The sequence below is a fragment of the Calditerrivibrio sp. genome (assembly GCF_049968475.1).
GTDB classification, from domain to species: Bacteria; Chrysiogenota; Deferribacteres; order Deferribacterales; family Calditerrivibrionaceae; genus Calditerrivibrio; species Calditerrivibrio nitroreducens_A.
Genome location: NZ_JBMFQS010000008.1, coordinates 17,589 through 43,668 on the forward strand (window position 1 = coordinate 17,589; position 26,080 = coordinate 43,668).

At 36.0% G+C, this 26,080-nt stretch carries 18 protein-coding genes and 1 tRNA gene; 10 read left to right on the forward strand and 9 right to left on the reverse strand.

Going from position 1 to position 26,080, the window contains the following annotated elements; translation table 11 throughout:
* The first annotated feature begins 68 nt into the window (after positions 1-68).
* From ACP5Q2_RS07650 to gpmI, 4 genes are all read left to right on the forward strand, one after another.
* Positions 69-1,754 carry a SulP family inorganic anion transporter gene (locus ACP5Q2_RS07650; protein WP_428098851.1) on the forward strand — a complete coding sequence of 562 codons (1,686 nt, stop codon included), beginning with the start codon at positions 69-71 and terminating at the stop codon, positions 1,752-1,754.
* Between the two features lie 148 nt (positions 1,755-1,902).
* The gene (locus ACP5Q2_RS07655) at positions 1,903-2,349 is read left to right on the forward strand and encodes a 23S rRNA (pseudouridine(1915)-N(3))-methyltransferase RlmH (protein ID WP_428098853.1); all 447 of its coding nucleotides are present in this window, start codon (positions 1,903-1,905) and stop codon (positions 2,347-2,349) included.
* A gap of 34 nt (positions 2,350-2,383) precedes the next feature.
* Complete coding sequence (locus ACP5Q2_RS07660) at positions 2,384-2,746, forward strand: TraR/DksA family transcriptional regulator (protein ID WP_428098855.1); 363 nt, start codon at positions 2,384-2,386, stop codon at positions 2,744-2,746.
* A gap of 2 nt (positions 2,747-2,748) precedes the next feature.
* A complete protein-coding gene (gene gpmI / locus ACP5Q2_RS07665) occupies positions 2,749-4,278 on the forward strand; it encodes a 2,3-bisphosphoglycerate-independent phosphoglycerate mutase (protein ID WP_428098858.1) in 1,530 nt (509 codons plus the stop codon).
* A 33-nt stretch (positions 4,279-4,311) separates the two neighbouring features.
* Here gpmI and ACP5Q2_RS07670 read toward each other — a convergent pair whose 3' ends face one another.
* The 8 genes from ACP5Q2_RS07670 to ACP5Q2_RS07705 all read right to left on the reverse strand — a co-directional run bounded on the left by ACP5Q2_RS07670 (position 4,312) and on the right by ACP5Q2_RS07705 (position 12,566).
* Positions 4,312-4,668 carry a response regulator gene (locus ACP5Q2_RS07670; RefSeq protein ID WP_424605916.1) on the reverse strand — a complete coding sequence of 119 codons (357 nt, stop codon included), beginning with the start codon at positions 4,666-4,668 and terminating at the stop codon, positions 4,312-4,314.
* The gene (locus ACP5Q2_RS07675) at positions 4,665-6,095 is read right to left on the reverse strand and encodes a sensor histidine kinase (protein ID WP_428098861.1); all 1,431 of its coding nucleotides are present in this window, start codon (positions 6,093-6,095) and stop codon (positions 4,665-4,667) included. The genes ACP5Q2_RS07670 and ACP5Q2_RS07675 overlap by 4 nt, the downstream gene beginning before the upstream one ends.
* Before the next feature lie 50 nt (positions 6,096-6,145).
* A complete protein-coding gene (locus tag ACP5Q2_RS07680) occupies positions 6,146-6,640 on the reverse strand; it encodes a hypothetical protein (protein WP_424605913.1) in 495 nt (164 codons plus the stop codon).
* A 13-nt stretch (positions 6,641-6,653) separates the two neighbouring features.
* Entirely contained in the window at positions 6,654-7,241 is a 588-nt protein-coding gene (locus ACP5Q2_RS07685) for a recombination-associated protein RdgC (RefSeq protein ID WP_428098864.1), read from the reverse strand.
* Between the two features lie 51 nt (positions 7,242-7,292).
* Entirely contained in the window at positions 7,293-9,914 is a 2,622-nt protein-coding gene (gene ppdK / locus ACP5Q2_RS07690) for a pyruvate, phosphate dikinase (protein ID WP_428098866.1), read from the reverse strand.
* An 8-nt stretch (positions 9,915-9,922) separates the two neighbouring features.
* Positions 9,923-11,992, reverse strand: a complete 2,070-nt coding sequence (gene glyS / locus ACP5Q2_RS07695; protein WP_428098869.1) for a glycine--tRNA ligase subunit beta — start codon at positions 11,990-11,992, stop codon at positions 9,923-9,925.
* Between the two features lie 127 nt (positions 11,993-12,119).
* Positions 12,120-12,473 (reverse strand): hypothetical protein, encoded by a 354-nt coding sequence (locus ACP5Q2_RS07700; protein WP_428098872.1) that lies wholly within the window; start codon positions 12,471-12,473, stop codon positions 12,120-12,122.
* 21 nt (positions 12,474-12,494) lie between these two features.
* Positions 12,495-12,566, reverse strand: a tRNA-Val gene (locus tag ACP5Q2_RS07705).
* A gap of 114 nt (positions 12,567-12,680) precedes the next feature.
* Between ACP5Q2_RS07705 and mqnC the strand changes: the two genes are divergently transcribed.
* The 6 genes from mqnC to ACP5Q2_RS07735 are packed head-to-tail and all read left to right on the forward strand — an operon-like array spanning position 12,681 to position 25,262.
* Entirely contained in the window at positions 12,681-13,703 is a 1,023-nt protein-coding gene (gene mqnC / locus ACP5Q2_RS07710; protein ID WP_424605906.1) for a cyclic dehypoxanthinyl futalosine synthase, read from the forward strand.
* Entirely contained in the window at positions 13,700-14,845 is a 1,146-nt protein-coding gene (locus tag ACP5Q2_RS07715; protein ID WP_428098875.1) for a GAF domain-containing sensor histidine kinase, read from the forward strand. The genes mqnC and ACP5Q2_RS07715 overlap by 4 nt, the downstream gene beginning before the upstream one ends.
* A 10-nt stretch (positions 14,846-14,855) precedes the next feature.
* Positions 14,856-17,663 carry an excinuclease ABC subunit UvrA gene (uvrA, locus tag ACP5Q2_RS07720; protein WP_428098878.1) on the forward strand — a complete coding sequence of 936 codons (2,808 nt, stop codon included), beginning with the start codon at positions 14,856-14,858 and terminating at the stop codon, positions 17,661-17,663.
* Positions 17,656-19,401, forward strand: coding sequence for an N-acetylmuramoyl-L-alanine amidase (locus ACP5Q2_RS07725; RefSeq protein ID WP_428098881.1), 1,746 nt, complete (start codon positions 17,656-17,658; stop codon positions 19,399-19,401). Before uvrA ends, ACP5Q2_RS07725 begins: the two co-directional genes overlap by 8 nt.
* Positions 19,391-22,774 carry a translocation/assembly module TamB domain-containing protein gene (locus ACP5Q2_RS07730; RefSeq protein ID WP_428098883.1) on the forward strand — a complete coding sequence of 1,128 codons (3,384 nt, stop codon included), beginning with the start codon at positions 19,391-19,393 and terminating at the stop codon, positions 22,772-22,774. Before ACP5Q2_RS07725 ends, ACP5Q2_RS07730 begins: the two co-directional genes overlap by 11 nt.
* Positions 22,743-25,262, forward strand: a complete 2,520-nt coding sequence (locus ACP5Q2_RS07735; RefSeq protein WP_428098886.1) for a POTRA domain-containing protein — start codon at positions 22,743-22,745, stop codon at positions 25,260-25,262. The genes ACP5Q2_RS07730 and ACP5Q2_RS07735 overlap by 32 nt, the downstream gene beginning before the upstream one ends.
* Here the strand turns inward: ACP5Q2_RS07735 and ACP5Q2_RS07740 are convergent, their stop codons facing one another.
* On the reverse strand, positions 25,263-26,051 hold the full coding sequence (locus ACP5Q2_RS07740; RefSeq protein WP_428098889.1) for an RMD1 family protein: 789 nt from the start codon (positions 26,049-26,051) through the stop codon (positions 25,263-25,265).
* Between the last annotated feature and the right edge of the window lie 29 nt (positions 26,052-26,080).

Here is a 26,080-nt window from a genome sequence, read left to right on the forward strand (position 1 = left end):
TGACATTTCATCGATAAAGTTAAGAATAGTTCTTCTTATCAAAATAAACAATCAATTCAGGAGATTTTATGAGTATTGCTTATTTTAAAGAATTTAAACCAAAACTTTTTACAGTTTTAAAAAAAGGGTATACAACTAAAAATCTCTCTTCAGATCTAATAAGTGGTCTCATCGTAGCCATTGTTGCTTTACCATTATCTATGGCTTTTGCAATCGCGAGTGGAGCTTCACCTGAGAAAGGTTTATACACTGCCATCATCGGTGGGTTTTTGATATCATTACTCGGCGGGAGCCGATATCAGATTGGTGGACCAGCAGGTGCTTTCATTGTAATCGTTTATGGTATTATTTATAAGCATGGCTATGACGGCTTGATGCTTGCTACAATCATTGCTGGTTTAATACTAATCTTGATGGGATTATTAAAATTGGGTTCTGTGATAAAGTTTATACCATACCCTGTCACAAAAGGTTTTAGTGCGGGTATCGCAATGATAATTTTTATCACACAACTCAATGATTTTTTTGGTATGGGCATAAAGAAAGTTCCATCTGAATTTTTTGAAAAAATCATGACATATTTTGAACACATCTCTGATATAAATCTAACCACCACATTAATTGGTGTATTGTCAATTTTGATAATAATCTACTCCAAAAAGATTACCACAAAAATTCCAGGTCCCTTTATTGCCGTAATTTTTGGCGTTGCAATTATGTATATTTTAAAATTACCTATAGAAACAATTCAGGATAGATTTGGATCAATACCAAACAGTTTACCTCATCCCCAGCTACCTCCTTTTTCATTAGCAAAAATCAAAGCAGTAATAACAGATGCCGTCACTATTGCTATACTTGGTGCAATAGAATCCCTCTTAAGTGCAGTGGTTGCTGATGGCATGACAGGTGGTAAGCATAGGTCAAATATGGAATTGATAGCTCAGGGGATTGCAAACATAGCATCACCCTTATTTACAGGTCTACCCGCCACTGGAACAATCGCAAGAACTGCAACAAACATAAAAAATGGCGCATTTTCACCACTTAGTGGGATATTCCATGCATTATGGGTCTTATTGTTTATGTTACTTTTATCACCAATAATCATAAAAATCCCATTTGCAACACTTGCAGCAATTCTAATCGTAGTAGCATACAATATGAGTGAATTAGAGCACATAAAAGACCTCTTTAAAGCTCCAAAAAGTGATATCTCCGTATTTCTCACAACCTTCCTGCTTACGGTAATTATAGATTTAAATGTGGCAATCCAGGTAGGAATGCTCCTTGCAGTATTGCTATTCATGAGAAGAATGATATCTATGACAGAAATAAAAGACCTGAAAATTGAATTGGATAAGTCAGAAGAAAAAGATGAGGAAGACATTTTCGACCCGGATGCAACTTACAACAAGATAATTCCTAATGGAGTCGACTTATATGAATTAAGTGGACCTTTCTTTTTCGGTGTAGCTGACAAAGTAAAAAACACACTAACATCAATAGAAAATACCCCAAAAGTTTTTATATTGAGAATGCGTAATGTACCTATGGTGGACGCCACAGGGATGCATGCCCTTATCGAAATATGTGAATACTTTATGAAAAGGAAAACTAAAGTAGTTTTATCCGGAGTAAACCCCTATGTTAAATCATTACTACTTAAGGCTGGAGTAGATCAATTAATAGGTGAAGAAAATATTACTGACCATATAGATAAGGCTCTGGAGGTTGCAAAGAAATACTTATAAAATCCACATCTTTAAATATTTGTATGGTTAATTTAAGGCTTAAAATTAAGAATTTAATTGCTAAGGTTTACAAAAAAAGATTCATGACAGACAGGGGGTATTTTTACTTGACTTATTTTTAGTTATAATATATAAGCTTTCAATTTTTATGAAACTAACTATTGTTTTGGCTGGAAAAGTCAAAGATAACGATTACCAGAGGATTATAAATGACTATGCAACCAGGTTAAACTCGTTTGTGAATTTCGAGTTTAGGGAGCTTAAGGTGGCAGAAGATCTTCCACTTAAAGATAAAGAGATTGTAAAACTATTTGAATTAGGTAAAGATAGCTTCAAGATAGCAATGGATTTGGAAGGTGAAAGCTACACATCAGAATCGTTTGCAAATTTTTTAAATGATACGTTGAACATAAAAAAAAATGTGGTATTCTATATAGGTGGAGCTTTTGGATTGGGGAAACAGTTTCTTTCCAGATGTGATAAATTGATATCGCTATCAAGGATGACTATGGCGCACAAAGTTGCCCTTTTAGTACTATTTGAGCAGATTTATAGAGCATTTACTATAATTAGTGGTCACCCCTACCACAAATGAAACTATTTGAAATAGTTTCGTAATAGGAGGATTTATGGATCAAAACTTTTTAGAATCTCAAAAACAGATTCTTTTGAAGATGAGAGAAGAGTTAAAGCAGAAGCTAAAAGAGAAGTACTCTGAAGCGATCTCTTTTGGTACCGAGGATGGGCAGGATTCAGCTGATGAAGCTTATAACTTATACAACAAAAACATTATGCTCGGAAGGGTTGAAACAGATGCTTTAAAACTTAATCTTGTGGAGCAGGCTCTGAAAAGAATAGAAGAGGGTACCTATGGCATCTGTATTGAATGTGGTTGCGATATCGAGGAAAAGAGATTAAGGCAGGTTCCTTTCGCAAGATATTGCGTAGACTGTAAAACAGATCTTGAGAAAAAAGGTCTCATAAAGATGTAATTATGAAAAAGGTTGTATTGCTTATACTTGATGGTTGGGGTTACAGAGAAGAGAAAGAACACAATGCAGTGTTACTCTCCAATCCTCAAAACTTTCTGAAATTGTGGAATGAATCCCCAAAAAGACTTATTAATGCCAGTGAAGAATTTGTGGGTTTACCATCAGGGCAGATGGGTAACTCCGAAGTTGGACACACCAATATTGGGGCAGGTAGGATCGTTTATCAGGATCTGGTAAGGATTCAAAAAGCAATACAATCAAAAGAGATAAATAATAATAAAACCCTTCAAACTTTTTTTGAAAATATCAAAAAATACAATGGGTCTCTTCATCTATTTGGACTTCTAAGTGACGGCGGCGTCCATAGCCATATAGATCATTTAAAAGGTCTGATTAATATCGCTAAAGAAGCCGGGATCGGTAAAACATTTATACATGCTTTTATGGATGGTAGAGATACCCCCCCCACAAGTGGTAAAGGGTTTCTTGAAGACCTTTTAAGTTTTTTAAAATCGATTAATTATGGAACCATAGCCACTGTTATCGGTAGATACTATGCTATGGATAGGGATAAAAGATGGGATAGAGTGGAAAAGGCTTACAATGCGATTGTTTTTTCAAAAGGTGAAAATTACACTTCTCCCATCGAAGCATGTGAAGTATCATATAAAAATAACATTACTGATGAATTTATCACGCCAAAAGTAATTGGTAATTATGATGGGATAAAAGATGGTGATGGTATCCTTTTCTTCAATTTCAGAGCGGATAGGGCAAGGGAACTCACCAGAGCATTTATAGAAACTGATTTCAATTTCTTTGAAACAAGAAAGTTTTCCAATCTCCCTTTTGTCACAATGACAGAATACGATGCTACGTTTAAGCTTCCATATCTTTTTGCACCGGAAGATCTAAAAAACACTCTTGGGGAATATTTAAGCAATCTCAAATTAACCCAATTAAGAATTGCAGAGACAGAAAAATATGCCCACGTAACATTTTTCTTCAATGGTGGAAGAGAAATTGAATTTGGAGGGGAATCCAGAATCCTTATCCCTTCACCCAAGGATGTACCCACTTATGACCTAAAACCAGAAATGAGTGTTGAAAAGGTTGTGGATAATTTTATTGATTCCTGGAAAAAGCATAAATTTGATCTTACCGTTATGAATTTTGCCAACCCAGACATGGTGGGTCATACCGGCGTGGAGGAAGCTGCAATAAACGCCTGCAAAAAGGTGGATGAACAATTGGGAAGAGTCGTTCAATTTGCAAAAGAAAACGATTTAGCACTCATCGTAACAGCTGATCATGGAAATAGTGAAGAGATGTGGGACTACAAGACCAACCAACCTCATACCGCCCACACCACAAATCCAGTACCTTTTATAATTTTTAATTACAATTGTGAAATCGATTCAGCCGTAAAAGATGGTAAGCTGGCAGACATCGCCCCCACTATATTAACAATAATGGACCTGCCAATCCCCCCAGAGATGACAGGGGTACCTTTGATAAAACGGAAGAATTAGACGCAATATATTGGACAGCTTCATAATCTTTTATTATTCTTTGATCTTTTCGATCAAATTTACTATTATCTTTGGATCCCTTGATTTCAAAATGTACTCTTCTGCATAAAGAGCATTGAAATTTCTTTTATACTCATCATGTGCCGTCAAAAGATACACCGGAACGTTAGGAGAGACCTTTTTTAACTCCCGTAAAACGGTCAATCCATCTTTATCCGGCATATTGACATCCAGTAATACCAAATCTGGTTGAAACATATAAAATTCATTGGTGGCTTCGTGTGGATTGTTTATCGATTTCACTTCAAAGCCGTAATCCTTAAGATAATCCTCATACAGTCTTGCCACGTTTGGTTCATCGTCCACTATCAAAATCTTCTTTACTTTCATACTTCCCCCTCAGATGGTATAAATATTTTGACCATTGCGCCATCATCATAATTATCCAGCCATATCTGACCCTGATGGGCGGATACTATCTTATGGCATATAGATAGCCCAAGGCCTGTACCTGCTTCTTTGGTGGTGACAAAAGGCTCAAAAGGCCTCTGGATAATTTCAATTGGGAAACCATCCCCCGTATCCCTTATTATAATGTTAATTCCATTCTTGACCCTCTCCACATCTATAGTGATCTCCCCATCGTTTTCAATAGACTGAATGGAGTTTTTAATAAGATTCACAAATATCTGCTTAAATTTTCTTGGATCAATATAGGCGATTAAATCCTCAGGACAATTTATCTTCACCATGATCCTTTTTATCATAAGCTCATCTTTAAAGAATTCCTCTAAATCCATAAGTAGGGAATATAATGAGACTTTCTCCCTTTTAATATTAAATATTTTTGAATATGTCAGGATATCATTTACAATCTGCTCTAATCTTGTGGTCTCAGACTGAATGATCTTAAGATAGCTCAGTCCTCTCTCATCTGAAACATATCTTTCCAATCTTTTGGCGAATCCACCAATGGAAACTAAGGGATTTTTTATCTCATGAGCTACCGAAGCGGTGATCTTCCCCATGTGCGTCAAAGTGCTACTTACTTCGATACTTTCTTTAAAGTAGGCCACATCTTCCTTTGAAAGTTTCAGTTGTTTTGTAATGCTGGAGTAGTTAATTCCAAGAGATACCAATCTTGATACAAGTCTCAACGAGGCATCGTCTTTCGCCTTAGTACCATCATCTTCTAATAACACCACCCCAACCACACCTTTGATATTATATACTGGAATTATAATTGTATTTTTATCAAAATACCTTTCTATATTCTTGCCTGGCAATTCACTATAATTTACAGTTACGACTTTATCGAAAAACATGGCATCAGCTATCTTCCCTCTATTACTCAGATCTATTTGACAACTTTTAATAGCCCTATTTTCAAAGATAATATCTTCATTATCTCTTTTAAGATAAGCCACCCCTCTCAACTTGAGCAGTTTATCATTTAAAATAAAAAATGCCGTTTTTTCAGCCAAGTTAGAGGAAATTATATGTTTTAAAGTGAAGTATAGAATCTCATCTATGCTTTTCTCATTGATAATCATATCAACATATTCAATCAATACATCATCATTAAAAATTTTTTTCCCATTTTTTAATAATTCTATTATTTTTGCAATACCATCAATAATTTGTTCTTTCTTCTCAATATTAGGGAAGCCTACTATGGTCTCAATATCATAACCATCTATCTTAATCTGCTTTTCAATACCGGCAGATTTTTCACCAATCTCCATCAAAGCATTACCATCTTTTGATATCAAAAGGTATTTCACTGCCACATCTGATCTGTTGTTCATCTTTTTCATAATTTTATTATAGCAGGATTTTTACAAAATTAAAAATTTTTTGAATTTTTTTAGACAATTTTTGAAAGGTAATCCTCAAAGTTTTTTAAAAGCTGCTGCCAGTCATCACTTATTCTCAATTCCAGAAAGCTCTTAAGGGTTTTCTGGTAGAATTGTTTTATTAGATCAAAGTAAAGGAGTCTCTCCATCACTTTATCATCAAACTCCTCCGCCAGTGACTTAGGAGCTACGATCCCTGTGATCCTTAGAGGGGATGTTTTCAAAACAAAATCGATAGTAATATTTTTACCGTTTAGAGTCATAGTGATCTGTTTGATAACCTTGGAGTCTTTGAGAGAGGTATACATCTCTGCACAGTCGGATATATTACTTGATTCTATATCCACCTTTTCTCCATTTTCAGGAGAGATAAAACTCACCTTACCTTTCGGCAGATAAGTGTAATATTCGGTGTTTAATTCAATTTCGTTTTCGCCTATAAAATAATTCATCAGCAAAAATTGAAGATATTCATTTTCAAGGAAGCTTAGATCTTTTTTTATCATCTTTATGACCACCTTATAACTGCAGCACTCTGTCCATTTTTGAAGGGTTATTTAAAACTCTTTTGGCAAGCTCCACAAATGTTTCCTGATAGATAGATATATCAAATGCACTTTTAAAAAGATGCGAAAGGGCCTCAAAAATCTTTGTGGTTTGCACCGATATAAAAGCTTCTTTATTCTCCGGCACCAGAAGAATTTCCACAATGGTAGAATTGGGAACCGCAGATTTTGTTAGTCTGTTCGTAAGCGTATTTTTTATAAATTCCACATCCATTTTGGAGAGAAACTCCTTTCGATTCTCCTCCATAAACTTTTTCTTCAATGCCACAAATTCAAGATTGAAGTATTTTGCATTGATCTTTTTTTCATCATACCTCATCCCAAACAATATATGCTCACCATACAGCAATGAACTATCCTGAAAACTTTCCTTTTCCGGATATTCAAATGGTACAAAGCCATAATTGATATTTTTTTCATCACTATAAAGAGCGTTAAAGGAATACTGTTCAAGGATATCACTCAACTGGAGAGTGTTAAAAGAAAATGGATCGTTGAAGTAAACCCTGAATAGATTCATCGAACCTGATAAAATACCCATATAATCACCAAAAAACAGGGGGGATAGCCCCCCTAAGAATTTTTATTTTTATTATTGTTGTTTTAATGCAGCATGCGCCGCAGCAAGTCTTGCAACAGGTACCCTGTAAGGTGAACAGCTCACATAATTAAGCCCCACTCTGTGACAGAAGAAGATTGAAGCAGGATCACCACCATGTTCCCCACAGATACCGGTCTTGAGATCTGGCCTTGTCTTTCTACCTTTTGTCACTCCCATCTCCACAAGCTGCCCCACACCATTCAGATCAAGAGATACAAAAGGATCCTCTTTGTAGATACCTTTTTCCACATAGAATGGTAAAAACTTACCTGAATCATCCCTACTTAATCCAAGTGTAGTCTGGGTGAGGTCATTTGTACCAAATGAGAAAAATTCCGCATACTGAGCAATCTCATCAGCCGTAAGAGCTGCCCTCGGAAGTTCTATCATTGTGCCCACAAGGTATTTTAGCGTAATGCCATACTTATGCATTACCTCATCGGCAACCCTCACAGTCATCTCCCTCAACATCTCAAGCTCTTTATAATGCCCCACAAGAGGGATCATAATTTCAGGATATACCTTCACTCCCTCTTTGGCAACTTCGCAAGCCGCCTCCATAATAGCATAAACCTGCATCTCGTATATCTCAGGGTAAGTTATCCCCAGACGGCAGCCTCTATGTCCCAGCATCGGGTTAAACTCGTGCAACTCATCTCTTTTCTTTTTAAGCACATCGAATGGTATTCCGGATGCATTTGCAACCTTTTGAATATCCTCATCGGTATGTGGAATAAACTCATGAAGAGGTGGATCAAGCAATCTAACAGTAACAGGGAAGCCATCCATAGCCTTAAAGATCCCCTTAAAGTCCTCTTTTTGGTAAGGTTTTACTTTTGCAAGTGCTTTTACTCTTTCCTCTTCTGTATCGGCAAGAATCATCTCCCTTACGGCATCTATCCTATCCCCTTCAAAGAACATATGCTCCGTTCTACAAAGACCTATCCCTTCAGCACCAAATTCCCTCGCCACTTTAGAATCATGTGGAGTATCGGCATTTGTCCTGACCCCGAGCTTTCTAAATTCATCAGCCCAGCTTAATATTTCAGCAAATTCACCCGAAAGCTCTGGCTCCACAAGTTTAACTTTTCCTAAAATTACCTCACCAGTACTACCATTAATGGTGATGAAGTCACCCTCTTTTACAGTAATATTCCCAACGGTAAATACTTTTTCATCTTCATCAATATGAATGGATCCACATCCAACTATACAGCATTTACCCATACCTCTTGCCACAACAGCAGCATGGCTGGTCATACCACCTGTGGCGGTCAAAATACCCTCAGCAGCATGCATTCCGCCAATATCCTCCGGTGAGGTCTCGTCTCTTACAAGTATTACCTTTTCACCCTTAGCTGCCCAGCTTTCAGCATCATCGGCAGTGAATACCACTCTACCCACAGCAGCTCCAGGGGAAGCTGGTAAACCTTTTGCAATTGGTGTATATTTCTCTTTTGGATCTATCATCGGATGTAAAAGCTGATCCACCTGCTCAGGAGCAACCCTCAATACAGCCGTTTTTTTGTCTATCAAACCCTCTTTGTACATATCATAGGCGATTTTTACTGCTGCTCTCGCAGTCCTCTTACCGCTTCTGGTCTGAAGCATATACAATACGCCTCTTTCTACAGTAAATTCTATATCCTGCATATCCTTGTAGTGGGATTCAAGCTTTTTGTACACCTCTTCGAGCTGTGCAAATACACCTGGCATCTCGTCCTTAAGCCTTGAGATAGGCTCCGGTGTTCTTATACCCGCCACAACATCTTCCCCTTGAGCATTGATCAAAAACTCACCAAAAAACTCCTTTTCACCGGTTGATGGATTTCTTGTAAATGCCACACCTGTACCAGAATCGTTCCCCATATTCCCAAATACCATCGCCACAACGTTCACCGCGGTACCCCAGTCATCAGGGATTTTGTTGATTTTTCTATATGTTTTAGCCCTCTGATTATCCCATGAATCAAAAACAGCATTAATGGCCAATTTCAACTGCTCCATTACATCCTGAGGGAAAGGCTTTCCAGTTTCGTTTTGAACAAGAGCCTTAAACTTTTCCACGAGCCCTTTCCAGTCCTCTGCAGTCAGATCAGTATCAAGACTGTACCCTTTTCCCTTCTTGACTTCACTAATCAGCTTTTCAAACTTGGAATGTTCCACACCAAGAACAACATTGCTAAACATCTGAATAAACCTTCTGTATGAATCATAGGCAAACCTTTCATTGTTGGAAGAGGTTGCAAGTCCTTTCACCGTTTCATCGTTTAATCCAAGATTTAAGATGGTATCCATCATACCTGGCATGGATACCCTTGCACCAGATCTTACAGATACCAGCAGAGGGTTTTCATTCGAACCAAACTTCTTCTTTGTTGTTTCCTCGAGCTTTTTCAAAGCTTCAAGGGTCTGCTCCCACATCCCCTCCGGATAAGTTTTATTTTTCTGATAAGCTATACAGGCTTCGGTGGTGATGGTAAATCCAGGTGGAACTGGTATCCCAAGGTTTGTCATCTCAGCTAATCCTGCACCTTTACCGCCCAGCAGATTTTTGTCTGAGCCATCCCCTTCGGCTTTTCCATTGCCGAAAAAATAGACATACTTAACCATAAATCCTCCTAATTTATCATTGATAAATTTCCAATTTTATCAAATAATTGCTTCAAAGAGCAAAGCATTGATAACCTATTTTCTCTCACATTTCTATCTTCCACCATCACCATTACTTTATCAAAAAATTCGTTGATGTATGGCTCCAGCTGCAATAAAGCATTCAAGCCGTCACCATATTCCTCTTTGTTTAAGTATATCATAAAATCATTTTTTATGCCATTAATTTTACCCAAGAGTTTTCGCTCCGTTTCTTCGGTTAAAATCTCACTATTGTAATCGGTTCTGGTATGGTTTGCTTTTTTGAGGATGTTATTTATACGTTTATAACTCTGGGCTATCGAATTAAAGGAATCTTTCCCTTTAGCATCGGATAAGGTACTGGCAAGCTTTTCAATCTTTATAAGATCATTGAACAGATCTATAGAAGCGTCAATTGCGTCAGAGGCTATCCCTTCTGATATCAAAACCTGTTTGTATCGCTGTTTTATAAATTCCATCACCTGGTCTTTTACCATTTCTAAGTCAAAATTAACCTTCGATTTTAAAACGTCCAATGATTTTGAAACAAGCTTATCTATATCTATCCGGAACGATTTCTGCCTTATAATCTGAATTATCCCTATCGTGTTTCTCCTCAACGCATAAGGGTCATTGTTACCGGTGGGTATAAGACCAATAGAAAAACAGCCGCATATGGTATCTATCTTATCCGCAATGGATACCACTGCACCTGTGATTGTAGCAGGTATCTTATCACCAGAAAATTTTGGAAGATAGTGTTCATAGATACCTATATAAACCTCTTGGGGCTCCCCCTGAATCCTGCCGTACTCTCTTCCCATCACCCCCTGCAGTTCGGGGAATTCGTACACCATTTCCGTCATCAAATCGGCCTTGCAAAGGTAAGCAGTCCTGTCAATAAGCTTACGCTCCTCCACCGATAGATTAAGCACCTCGGTTAGGTATCTTGAAACCTCCCTGAACCTTTCCATCTTTTCATAAGATGTCCCAAGCTTCTCCTGATAGACAACTTTTTTCAGCTCTTCAACCCTTGATTCAAGAGGCACATTTTTGTCATTTTCAAAGAAAAATGCAGCATCCTTAAGTCTTGCCCGCAAAACCCTCTCATACCCTTTACGGATATTATCGTTTACAGGTTTAGTATTTGATATCCCTATAAAATAGTTACTTATCTTCCCATTTTTCCTGTTTTTTGTATAAAAATACTTTTGATGATTCTTCATTGAGGTTATAAGTACCTCTTCAGGTAGCTGTAGAAACTCTTCACTGAAACTTCCCAGTACAGCAAAAGGATACTCCACAAGATTTGTTACAGTATCTAAAAGGGACTCATCTATATCCACATCCACTTCATATTGGTGAGCTATACTTAAGATATCTGACACTATCATCTCACGTCTTGCCCCTTTCTCAGGCACCACAAAAGCATTTTTTAGTTTATGAAAATAGTCTTCAGGGCTATCGATCTTAATGCTATCTTTCCACATAAATCTATGCCCAGCTGTTATATCAGAAGCCTCAATTCCATCTATGCCAAAAGGTAAAAGTTCGCCATCATAAAGTGATATAAAGGACTTCACCGGTCTTCCAAATCTGAATGACTTATCTCCCCAGCGCATTGTCTTTTTAAATGGTATATTCTGGATCAACTTTACAATATTCTCAGATATGATTTCTTTTGTAGATCTTCCTTTGATAAATCTCTTTCCAGCAAGATACTCCCCCTTTGGGGTGTTTATCTTTTTTAATGTAGCCAGATCCAATTGTTTTGCTTTGGCAAAATTTAATGCAACATTGGTAAGATTCCCCTCTGGATCAAAAGCTGCGGATGCAGGTGGCCCCACAATCTCCTCTTCCTGATCAGGCTGATGATCCACCAGCCCGGACACCCATACAAAGAGTCTTCTGGGTGTGCCATCTGAAACAATTTTCTCAAAAGTTATCCTGTTTTCTTTAAAAAGGTTTTCAAAAGCTGTGCCAAGATAATCTATTCCCACATTTACAAAATCGGCAGGGATCTCTTCACTTAAAATCTCCAAAAAATAATAAGACATATATCCTCCGGGAAAGTAGTTCTACCTCTATGATGCTAAAACACTTTTACAAAATCTTTTATTTATAACCACTAAAATCTAACTTTTCAAGGGAAATTTGTATTCTATTTGTAAAGAAAATAAAAAATCAGCTCTTTTTCTTTCTACGTGGTTTTAATTTTTTTTTCTGTTCCGCCAGATCTTTTCTTTCCTGTGTAATCTGCTCTTTACGAAACTTCATCTCTTTTTGTAGAAATTCAGTCTCATCCCTTTTAAATTTATTGCAATCCCTTATCTCTTTTTTTGTTTTGGCTCTGGAAAGACACTCATTTGTATTATTTAAGATGGATCTTTTCCTTTCATTGTACTCGATATTGAGATTTTTTTCCATCTCCAGAAGCTCTTTCTCTCGATTTAAAATCTTCACCAGCTGGTCATCATCTGCATAGAGATAACTGAAGGAAAAAATCAAAGAAATAAAAAGTAAGATAAATTTCACCATAAACCACCCCGCAATAGCAAATAGGAGCGAGGGGGATTGAACCCCTGACCCTTGCGACGTCAACGCAATGCTCTCCCACTGAGCTACGCTCCTTTGATATTATGTTTTTAATCTATCTTCCCTTTTTTGTCAATAAGTTTAGATTACATTTTTTTGTTGACATTTTCTCATGTTGTAATAGGATAACCTCAAGATGGAGATAAGATTATGCTGAGATTTGACGAAGGGGTAAAGCTATTCGAAGAAGAATTGTTGACCCTTGCAGATAGAGCGAACAAAATAAGACAGAAAAAACATCCGGAAGGTATCGTAACGTTTGTAATAGACCGGAATATAAACTATACGAATGTTTGTATCTGTAAGTGTAAATTCTGTGCTTATTACAGAGATAAGAAGGATAATGATGCTTTCGTTATCGATTTTGAAATTTTGAAAAAAAAGATTGAAGAAACTATAGCTCTAAATGGTACCCAGATCCTTTTACAGGGGGGGCTCCATCCGGATCTCAACATAGATTTTTATGAAGATATGCTGAGATACATAAAAACGCATTTCAATGTCTGGATCCATGGGTTTTCAAGTCCGGAGATAGATCACATATCAAAAGTAAGCTCTCTCCCTCTTGAGGAAACCCTTGACAGATTAATCAGAGCAGGGCTTGATTCCATCCCGGGTGGAGGTGCAGAACTTCTGGTGGATCTGGAACGTTCCAGAGTAAGCCCAAATAAAATCAACTCCACCAGATGGCTTGAAATAATGGAAATAGCCCACAAAAAAGGGCTAAAAACTACGGCCACAATGATGTTTAAAAAGACCGATACCCCGGAGATGATCATAGAACATCTCGACAAAATTAGAAATCTACAGTCAAAAACCGGTGGGTTTACAGCTTTTATCCCCTGGCCCTTTCAGCCAAACAATACAGAGTTGGGTGGCGAACAGGTAACCGCTACTGAATATCTAAAAGTGCTAGCCATATCAAGAATTTATCTTGAAAATATAGACAATATCCAGGTATCCTGGGTTACCCAGGGGCCAAAGATTGGGCAATTGGGGTTGTACTTTGGTGGCAACGACTTCGGTAGCCTGATGATTGAGGAAAACGTGGTGGCATCCTGCGGCGTCAGCTATAGCCTATCTTTAGAGGAGCTTCTACATTTTATCAAAAGGGCAGGTTTTACACCCGCCCAGAGGGATATGAGGTATAACATTTTAAAGGTGTACAATTGAAAAAAGATCTCCTTGATATATTGGTGGAGATATCTGAAAAGATGGCTTCCACCCTCAAAGAGGATGAGTTATTAAATGATATTTTAGAAATAGCCCAGGAGTATCTATCTGTAAAAAGGATATCCATAATGATAATCAATGGGGATCATTTGGTAATTAAAGCTGCCGTAGGACTACACCTTGATTACAAAAGTCTAAAAGTTCCTTTAGGAAATGGGATAAGTGGTAAAGTGGCAACCACAGGGGAGCCGATCGTCATAAACAAAGGATCAAACGCTAATTGGGAACTTGGCTACGATACAAAATCATACATGTCTGTGCCCCTAAGGATAAAGGATAAGTTGATAGGAGTTCTTAATCTTACGGACAAAGAAGATGATTATTTCAGCGATGACGATATAAAGATCGCCAAATATATTGCATCCCAGTGTGCCATATCCATAGAAAAAGCACAGATTTATGAATCGATAAGGCGATCAGAAAATTTACAGCTCATAGGAAAATTCACCAGCACGATAATCCATGATATCAAAAATCTATTAAATATCGTTCAGAACTATGTGGAGCTTTTAGAAATAGCCTCCGAAGATAAAAGCGATTTTAAGGAATATGTGGATAACATATATACAGAATTGAAGCTTATACATGGCCTTGTGATGGATATACTCGATTTTTCCAAAAATCAGATAACTTTGAAAACCACCAAAATAGAGTTGGACGATTTTATGGAATATATCATAAAACACACAAGCATCATGTTAAAACCATATAATATCGATTTTTATGTGAACTACCCCCCAGGTATAATTTTTTATGGAGATAAGGATAAACTTTTCAGAGTGCTTTTTAATCTTATAAATAATGCAGTTGATGCAGTGGGTGAAAATGGAAAAATTAAGCTGAAGGTATTGCAGGAAAATAATCATCTGCTATTTATAATTGAAGACAACGGCAAAGGGATCTCGGCAGAAATGGTGGATAGGATATTCGACCCCTTCTACACTGCAGGGAAAGAGAAAGGTACAGGATTGGGTCTTGCGGTGGTAAAGGATATAGTCAACGCCCATAACGGTACGATAGCCGTTGAATCGAAAGTCGGAGAGTATACAAAATTTTTGATCAGATTGCCAATATCAGGTTAAGGTTTAGAAAGTGAAAGATCATATTATAATAAAAGGTGCAAGGCAACACAACTTAAAAAATATCTCCCTTGAGATACCCAAACATAAGCTCATCGTAATCACAGGGGTAAGTGGCTCTGGTAAATCCACACTTGCTTTTGATACTTTATACGCCGAAGGGCAAAGACGCTACGTGGAATCTCTTTCGGCATATGCAAGGCAGTTTTTAGAGTTGATGGAAAAGCCGGATGTGGACTCCATAGACTATCTCTCCCCAGCCATCAGTATAGAACAAAAATCGATCAGTAAGAACCCCCGATCAACGGTGGGGACAATTACAGAAATTTATGATTATCTTAGACTCCTATTTGCAAGGGTAGGCGAAGTATTTTGTCCGGTTTGTGGAAAAAAGGTTGAGAGCTACACTCCGCAGCAGATTGCAGATATTGTACTTTCTCTTCCTGAAAACAGCAAAATTGAGATACTGTCCCCCATTGTGATGGGGAAAAAAGGGGAGTTTAGGCAACTTTTCCAGAAACTTCTCAAGGAAGGGTATGTGAGGGCTTATGTAAATGGCGAATTGTTACGATTGGAAGATGATATCAATTTAAATAAAAATACAAAACACAATATCTCAGTAGTTATCGATAGATTAAAGGTAAAAAATGATATCAAACGGAGATTGACCGATTCTATAGAAACTGCTTTAAAGCTCTCAGATGGACTCGTGGAGCTCATCACTGAAGAAGGAAAATTTCTATATAGTGAAAAGTTTGCCTGTGTGGATTGTAACGTAAGTATTCCGGAGATTGAACCCAGAACGTTCTCATTTAATAACCCCTTTGGGGCGTGTCCAGAATGTGAAGGGCTGGGCGTCAAGATGGTATTTGATGAGGAATTGATCGTACCTGATCCTACAAAATCGATAAAAGAAGGGGCAATTGCACCATGGGGGAAACTTGAAAATTTTCATCAGATGAACATGATTATAGCTCTTTCTGAACAGTACGGTATAGATGTAAACACCAGTTTTTCCAAACTAAACGAAAAGAGCAAACAGATCCTTTTTTACGGAACGGATAAACCTCTTAAACTTTATACCTTCAAGGGTGATCAAAAGATCGTTTACGAAAAGGAGTTTAAAGGGGTCATCGGAGAACTTAAAGAGCTTCTGTATTCTGAGAGATATCAGGATATAGAAAAAGCCAGACTTTATATGTCCAGTATGCCCTGTGATAGCTGCAAGGGAACCCGTCTCAGACCCCATAGCCTTTCGGTAAAAATAGCAGGATTAAATATAGCAGAGATATCCTCCATGACCATTGATCAGCTTATCCCTTTCTTTGAAAACCTTGAATTTAAAGGGTTTAAAAAAGAGGTGGCAGAGAAGATAATCAAAGAGATAATGCACCGACTTACCTTCTTAAAAAACGTTGGAATAGATTACGTTACACTTTCCAGAAGTGCAATGACCCTGAGCGGGGGTGAATCACAGCGTATCCGGCTTGCCACACAGGTGGGTTCCGGACTGACGGGAGTTTTGTATGTCCTTGATGAACCAAGTATAGGTCTCCACCAAAAGGACAACGATATGCTGATCAATACGCTCAAAAACCTAAGAGATATCGGTAATACTGTAATCGTTGTGGAGCATGATGAAGATACAATAAAAAATGCAGATCACATAATAGATATGGGATTAGGTGCCGGAATACACGGAGGGGAGATAATTTTTCAGGGTAGCTATGAGGAATTATTAAAGTCAAAACGATCCCTGACAGCCTCTTACCTGAATGGTAAAAAGAAGATAGACATCCCCAAAAGAAAAAAACCGGATGGAAGATTCATTACGGTAGTTGGAGCAAGGCAAAATAATCTTAAAAACATTACAGTCAGGTTCCCTGTGGGCTTGATTACGGCTGTCACAGGTGTCAGTGGATCCGGTAAGTCCACCCTTGTAATGGATATACTATATCCTGCCATCAAACGAAAATTACTAGGTTCGGCAGAAAAGCCAGGTGTCCACGATCAGATTACCGGGATAGAACATATAGATAAAATAATAGATATAGATCAATCCCCAATAGGCAGAACCCCAAGGTCAAACCCCGCCACTTATACAGGGGTTTTTACCGATATCCGAGAGGTAATGGCGCTAACCCCAGAAGCTAAATTAAGGGGCTATAAACAGGGACGGTTTAGCTTTAATCTAAAGGGGGGTAGATGTGAAAAATGTCAGGGGGAAGGGTATATAAAGATAGAGATGCATTTTCTGCCTGATATGTATGTAAAGTGTGACGTCTGCCATGGAAGCAGGTATAATAGAGATACTCTGGATATCAAATATAAAGGGAAAAACATAGCCGAAATACTCGAACTCACCGTAGACGAAGCCTATGACTTTTTCGAAAATATCCCCAAGCTCAACCACAAACTTTCAGTGTTGAAAGAGGTGGGTTTAGGATACATACATCTGGGACAGCCAGCCACCACACTATCTGGAGGAGAAGCCCAGAGAATCAAGCTGGCAAAAGAATTGATGAAAAAATCCACCGGCAAAACCCTGTATATATTTGATGAACCCACCACAGGTCTGCACTTTGACGACGTTAAAAAACTTGTCAAGATATTTAAGGCATTGTCAGAAGCAGGAAATTCTGTTATAATAATTGAGCATAACCTTGACGTAATAAAAATAGCAGATTATATAATTGACCTCGGACCAGAAGGTGGCGACAGAGGTGGTGAGATTATATTTGAAGGTACACCGGAGGAATGCTGCAGATGTGAAAGATCTTATACAGGAAAATACCTAAAGGAGAAATTATTTGATGTTTAAAAAGATATTCAGCTTTCTAATTATTTTTTTATTGGCAATAGTGGCCTCAGCATCCGTTCAGGATGATTTTAATTTAAATATGAAAGATTTCAACTTTATAAATAAATCCAAAAATGTCACAAGATTCTCCTATAAAATGGTGGCGGACAAATTTCTTGAGATATACGAGAAGAATCCAAAATCTGCATTAGGTGAAAAATCTCTTTACTATGCTGCGGAAACTTACAACGGATCCTATGCAAGATTTAAAAATAGCATTGATCAAGCTGAAGCCCTTAAATATTACAAACTACTTTCAAGCAATTATAGATCAACCCTTGCAGCTAATGCCCACTTAAAAGCAGCTGAGATATATATTCAAATGAAAGATATTCCCACGGCAAAATTTATGTACGAAAATTGCATAAAAAAATTCCCAAAGTCCAAAGAAGCTAAAATAGCCCAGCAGCAACTCACCATATTAAACAAAAAATATTCCACCTCATCTCTACCATCACCCCAAAAAAATCCACAGATAACGAAAAACGACAAAGAAAAAACATCACAGGAGAATATCAAGAATCCAGATGAAAAAAAATCTGATGTTATCGATTCTGAAAATAATGCACCCCGCGTTGAAATAAAAAGCGTAAAATACTGGAGCAATGACGACTATACAAGGGTGGTGATAGAGCTTTCAGGAAAAGCTCACTTTTATAAACACTGGCTTAAGGAAAATCCAGAATTTAATAAACCCCCTAGGCTATTTGTGGATATCTATAATTCTGTAATAAACCCATCAGTACCAAAAAATATGGATATAAACGACGGATTGCTCAAAGGTCTCAGATGGGGTATTTATGAAAAATACACCACCAGAGTTGTACTTGATATAGACTCGGTAAACGATTTCACCGTTTTCCAGATGGAAAATCCTTACAGAATAGTTATAGATGTCAGCAAAGATAGCTTAAACAAGTTAAAAGAAGGGGAGTCTAAATTTGAGCCTAAAGTGGATAAAAAACAGAAAAGTAAAGGGAAGGTAACCCTCGTTGAAAGCGGTGACAAACACACCCTTGCATCTGCCTTTGGTCTAAAAGTAAAAACAATAGTTTTAGACCCCGGACATGGAGGTAAAGATCCTGGTGCAACTTACAACGGACTGATGGAAAAGGATATAAACCTTGATATAGCTTTGAGGGTAAAACAGAAGCTTGAAAAATACGATTCAGCCCTTAAAATCCTTTTGACCCGTGATACAGATATCTTCATACCACTTGAGGAGAGAACCGCCTTTGCGAATAAAAACAGGGCAGATATTTTTGTATCCATACACCAAAATGCCAGCAGAAACCCTGATGCACATGGTATTGAAACATTCGTATTAAACGTAACTAAAGATAAATCTTCATTAGCAGTGGCAGCGTTTGAAAACCAGGCATCAGAAAAATCGATATCCGATCTTCAAGGGATCCTGAAAGATATTATGCTAAACTCCAAATTGGAAGAATCTTTAATGCTAGCAAATTATGTACAGAAAAGTATTTCCTCTTCCACAGCAGATCGTGATATTGGGGTGAAACAGGCACCTTTTTATGTATTAGTTGGAGCAAAAATGCCATCCATACTTATTGAGTGCGGTTTTATTTCCAACCCGCATACTGCTCAGCTTTATACCACCGAAGAATATAAAAACAAAATGGCTGAAGGGATATTTAATGGTCTTTTAAAATATATAGAACACTATAATGGTAAATGAAAAAAAAGGTAAGACATACCCAAAAATAATCATCGCTCTTATTTTTTTTATATCATTAATAGCTATTTCCATAAATTATGCCATCCAGACCAACTTAGATTATCTTATTAAAAAATATTCCCCTTATGAAGTCAGTATAGAAAAAGTTAATAAACTCTTCTTTCCATTTTATTTCGATCTGAAAGGTTTTACGCTGGAGGTTGATAGGGCATTCTTTAAAAGCGATTCCGTCGTATTAAGATTTTATCCACTAAGATATCTTATGGGTAAAAGCTGTCTTGATATCGAAATCTCCAATATAAAAGCAGATATTCCGGAATATTTCTGGAACCAGCCCAGCAAAAAAATAGATCTATCAAAATTAAAAGATTTAAAAATATCATCATTATATCTAAACACAACCTATAATGACATAAAAGTATCATTGAAAACAAATAGCATATTTTACAGATATGGTGGTGAATTCAGCATACCTTATTTAAGCGGTGACTTTTCTAAGGATGAGATAAAAGATAGATTTATAGGTAGGATAAAACTCTTATACACCCCTAAAAGTCTTAAAATCTATCAATTTGACTTAAAAGGGGAGAACTTTTTTTTACAGGCAACGAGACCAATAGATATATCTGAAGGTAATAAAGCAGAATCCTCCTTTGAAGGCTTTATAGGTGAGAATTTTGTAAGGATGTTAAATCCACACTTAAAAGGTTTAATAAAATTAAAAGGCGATCTATCTGACAGACAATTACGCTCAATGATAGATTGTAACTTAAAATATGACGATAAGAGATTGAACATTAAGTTATCAATGGCAGGTGTTATAGGCGATAAATTTAAATTTTCATCTGATTATATTGTATTTGATAATAATAAAATCTATTCGGAAGGTTTTTTTGATACGAAAACAAAGAAAGTCGATTTAATAATAAAATTTATTGATGGTTATAAACTCCACGAAGACGACAACTGGCATCCATATTTAAATTACATCAAACTAAAAGATTTTGATAGTAGAAATGGGAAGATACAGCTCGGTATCACAAGTAATGAAGAATATACCGTTTTTTCAGATCTGATGAAAGATGATAATGCCTACATTTTGAAAAATTTAGTAGCCAGATCAAAAACTTTTTCTGCAAAAGGAAACGGCGTATATGATCCAGACGCTGATTCAATCTTTTTGGATATTGAAGGGGAGTTGAAAAATAACTCAGACATAAAGCACGCCATAAATAACGATTTTTATGGAATGATCAAAAGTAAAATAAATATAACAAAAGATAGCATATATCTTAAAGGATATTATGATTCAAATATCCCCCAGAAAATTTATGGTATAGAAACTGCTAAAACCCGCGGAGAATTTGATCTATCATCGGACAATATCTCTTTTACAAATATATCAACGCTGAAAACGGGTAGGATAAAAACCAAAGGCTTTATCAATTTCAACACTAAAAAGGAAAATTACGAAGTAATAACTGAAGCTGTTCCTTTTTATGAAGTGATGAACTTTTTTGTTGAAAAATCTGACATATCATATAAAATTTCAGGCAAAACAGTTGTAAACTATTCAAATGGTGATTACACCGGAAATGTTGATATAAGTATTGATGATTTCAAATTCTCCCCTAATAGAGTTAAACTTTCTTTTAAAAATTCATTGATGGCGGTAGATGAAATACTTTTGGAGAACAACAGAATCAAACCAAAACTTCTAATCGATTTTAAAAGAGACACTATAGACGGTATGATAAAATCAGAAAAGATAAAACTTTCCGGCTATCCAATCATCAAAAATCTTAATCTACTCATAAAAGGTAAACCAAAAGACCCTTCATACAAAGGATCAGTCTATTTTGAAATAAAACATCTGGAAAATAACCGTTTTGATATAATAGGTAATCTAAATGGATTAACTTTTATACATAAATCAGACAAATTATACATTAATGGCTATATGGATATTGATAACAGCTCATTATCGTCACGGATAACATTAAAGCGTTTCAATATCGATAATATCTCCGTAATCGGTGATATGGAGGTGTCATCAAACGATCTTAAAATATTTGAGATCAGATCATCAGATACAATAACCATACTAAATAGTTTTAAAGATATATACATAAACAATCTCTCATTGACGGCTGATTCAACTACTATTATACGAGGAGATCTTATTGCATCATCATCAGACTTCAAAGACCTGAAAGTTGTGCTTTTAAAATCAGATTTAAATAAGCTGAATGGTGAAATAGACCTAAAAGACTCAAAAATATCTATAAAACACACAAATATCAAAAAAATAGAAGGGAAAGTCCGGTTTGAATACGATTTTAATTCTTATCCAAAGCTTGATGGAACGTTACATACAATTTTTGATGTAATTTATCCCGATATAAAGCTTAAACTAAAAAATATAAGGGCTGATGGATATGTCTCAGATAAAAAGATAGAGTTATCAATAAAATCGAATGAGATATCGGGTAAATTGGAATCAAACAGATATTACGATATAACACAGTATAACGGCAATTTAATTTTCAAAGATATATTTGCGGAAAAACGAGGGTTTTACGGTGCTATATCCGGAAATCTCCTCTATCATGGGGGTGAAAACCAGATATACGGTGAGATATTCGTTGATAAATCTGTCTTCAGGTATGCAAAGTATGAAAAAAATAACTCTCCCACTCCACCAATGAAATTACCTTTCAGATACAGCTTAAAAATATCAACAACTAAACCGGTGAGAATAACAGATGGGATGTTAAATGGATACGCTGATCTGAATCTGCAGTTAAAGTATGAGGAAAAACTAAAATTAAACGGTGACATAAAGCTCATAAATAGCTACTTTACCATACAGGGGACTAAATTTTTAGTGACAAAAGGGGTAATGAAAATCTTAAATAACGACACAATCTATGCGGATATGGAAGCAAATGGCACCGATGCCTTAAACACCACGAGGATATATGTGAATGGCTACATTCCGGACTATAGAATCACCATTTACGATTCAAAGCAAAAGGGTGATACCTATTTTAGTTCAAGTAGAAACATGGGAAGTTATAATCTGATGAGTAAAATTATCAACGATGCCATTTTTAAGGATATCGTAAAAAACACAAATAGATTCTTCGGAATTAATACAATAGGTATAGAGCCTAACGCTTCGGGTGGCATTTTTAAAGTAGGTAGAAAGTTCAACGACAGGATTGAGGTAAACTACACCACAAGTATTGATGAAAATCGAAATAGTAAAGTTGGTCTGGAATATACACTATTTGACTGGTTTAAATTAACCATCTTTTCAAAAACGGATGGAGGTACAGGTGCGGGTACTATCTTTAGTTTTGATTTTTAGTGTTATCTTTGCAACAAAACTATTTTCAAAAGAGATAAAGGGAGAGATTCCCTCCGACCTTAAACTACGTTTTGAGGAGTATAGCAGTAAGTTAACCAGTGAAAAATTTACAGAGTTATTATCCTTCTTGGGTTACTACATTAATTATGAAGATGACAATGAAATTGTAGTGCAAAAATCCAAATTAATAAGATCGATAAACTTCAAAGGAAATTTCTCTATTTTAAATAGCCAGCTATTACTGGCATCAGGAATTAATATCGGAGACCCCTTTTATATAGATACTTTATATAAAATCAGAAAAAATATCGAAGCTTTTTATAAAAACAACGGCTTTATCGATGCAGAAATTAAAGTCGATGGCGATGGTGAAAATATCAAAATAGTTGTGGATGAAGGATTGAGATATTACATAGATGAAATAGAAATAGTAATAGACGAAGATGTGAAATCTATAAAAATTCCAATAAAACCTTACACAGAAGAAACAATAAATAAGGAGGTGGAAAAAGCAAAAGAATTACTCAAGAATAATTACTACTTTAATAGTAAAGTTTTAAGACAGGATCTGATAATAAAAGGAATAAGAAGAATTTATCCACTCGATGATCCCATACCATTACTCATTACTCTTATTAAAGGTGGAGTGGTGATAAAACCTGTCATATACATTTCAAAAGGCGAGCAGTATAAATTGAACATAAAAAATGATTTCGATTTTGATAATATGAGTATTAAAAAATTTTTCATAGATCATTTTAATACCACTGATAAATTTGATATCAGAGAGCTCGAACTAAAATTGACGGAATATCTCGAAGCTTCAGGATTCATAAATTCTGAAGTGGATATTACGATAGAAGATAGAGAGATCTTTATAAAGATTGATGCAGACAATTACGTGAGATCATTTGATATCAATCTCTTCATAAACAATCAAAAAAATTCAGATCTTATTGACTCAAATCTTAAATCTTTGATTTTATCCTGTCAGGATGATGAAGCTAAAAAATATCTTGAAGATAAGTTACGATCCGAAGGATATGAAGAATTTGCAATTAAAGACTACAATATAATACGAAGTCAAAACTCTGTTAAAGGTAGAATTGTAGTAGAAACAAAGACGCCTAAGACAATAAAAGCTATCTTTGTAAACGGTAAAAGATATGAAACCAAAAAAATTTATAAACTCTACCCACAGGACATAGATAATCTAAGAAAAGAGATCTATCAAAGTTACTCCAATAATTGTTGGATAACAGGACTTAACGTAGAAAAAATAGAAAATGAGAGTATTTTTTTTACGTTAAACTGCTCAACGCCTCATATATCCGGGATATTGTCAAACACCTATGAGGTAGTAAATAAAATCAAAAAAAGGTTCTTTAATGATAATGATACGTTAACCACATCTAAATTTGAAGAGATATACGATTATTTACTGAGAAATAAAAATTCTGAAAAAGTATCTTTACAACAATTTAACATAGATAACGAAACCATACTTGCCATAAATAGACTTAAAGGAAAAGAAAATAGAATTTATGGTATATTTGGTTACGACTCCATAGACAGGTTTTCCCTTGAGTTAGGTTACAACAGGTTTGACATCCTAAACAGCGGTAGGACTCTGAGCCTCTCCGTCAAAAAATCCTACAACGAGACGTCCCTTTTACTATCACTTGCCGGACAGAAGACTATACATAAAATTGTAGATGATTATCTTGCCATAAACCTTAAAGATAGAGATGAAAACGATTTTGAGTTTAAAGAAGCTACCCCTACTGCCATCTCGAAAATAACCTTAGATAATTTGCAGCTTTACGTTGGGTTGTCATTATCATATTTAGATATTTATAAAACATCTTTTTCAAAATATTATGCAGATATATATGAGAAAGATTATAAGATTTTAAATGTACCTTTGAAACTGATTTATAGTTCCAAAGATTTTGAATCACTCTCCGGTGATGGCTATTTCATTTCTATATCAGAAACACCGATATTTACCAAAGATAATACCATCGTTGAATCCAGAGGTAAATTTGAAGTGTTTAAATTGTTACCAAAAAGTCCATTTCTATTGAAGTTGACCGCCGAACTTCACCATTTAAGCGGAGATAAAGATAAAATACCGGTAAATTATCTGATCGTTTTAGGTGGTCCCCAAAGAATGAAAGCTTATGGATATAGAGAATTAGGATTTAAAGACCCCATCACAAATGCCACACTAGGGGACAAATCGTTAACCTATTCACAAATATTTCTGGGTTATAAACCGATCGACTTTGTGGTAATTGGTCCCTTTTTCGAATATGCTCTATATGGAGATGATTTCAACAAAATGAGTAATGCAAAGGATTTAGGCTTAGAGCTGATTATTTCCCAGAAAGGTGTGGGATTCTTTTCAATGTCCTACGGATATGCCCCTTTTAGTCCCCATAGAGGTAGCAATGCATTTTATATGAATTTTGGGGTAAATTTTTAGCTACCATTTTATAACACTTATAACTATCTCTATAGCAATGAGAATTATAATTACAGTTTCCAGAAAGGCAGAATGGTTGTGCTTTTGCTCATCAGAGATCATATTTAAAAGGTCTTGTATGACCGCAAGCTTTTTATTTAAAACCTCAATCCTCGGTTTTATATCAAGATAATTGGCTATCGACTGGTACAACGGTTCTAAATCGGGATATTCCCAGAAAAATTCCGGCACATCCAGAAAGCCATAGCTTAGATATATTTCTGATATCTCCCTGAATATTTTACCCCTTTCCATGGAAAGCTGTTTCTGGGGCAACTTTATTCTTCCCCTTTTCACCAATTCATTCACTAAAAATTCGTTCCTATTTATGATAGTGATAACTGCCTCTTCAAAATAATAAAGCTCCGTCGATTGGGAAAGGGGGTAAGAAATGGCAAGCTTTACCAGATTGCTATCATCGTTTAAAATAAATATGTCACGGGTTATTTTTGTATTTTGTTGCGAATTATCAACAACATAATTAAAGTCTTCAACTATAGGCTTTTGAAATAATTCCTTTGAGTATTCCGATATTTCATCCAAAAGGTACCTCTGACTTTCATAATCCACATCCCAGAAAACGGAAACACCATAACTAAAAAAAATAGCTACGCCACCTTTCGGTAATTCGACAATAGCAGCATCTTTTATAATAGTTGTTTTGTATCTATTACTCAGATATGAAAATAGAGCAGATTTATCGTACCTTCTTGCCGTACAGAATACTTTTATACTTTTTTGTGTTAACATAGGGAAAAAGGGTCAGAATCACTGACCCA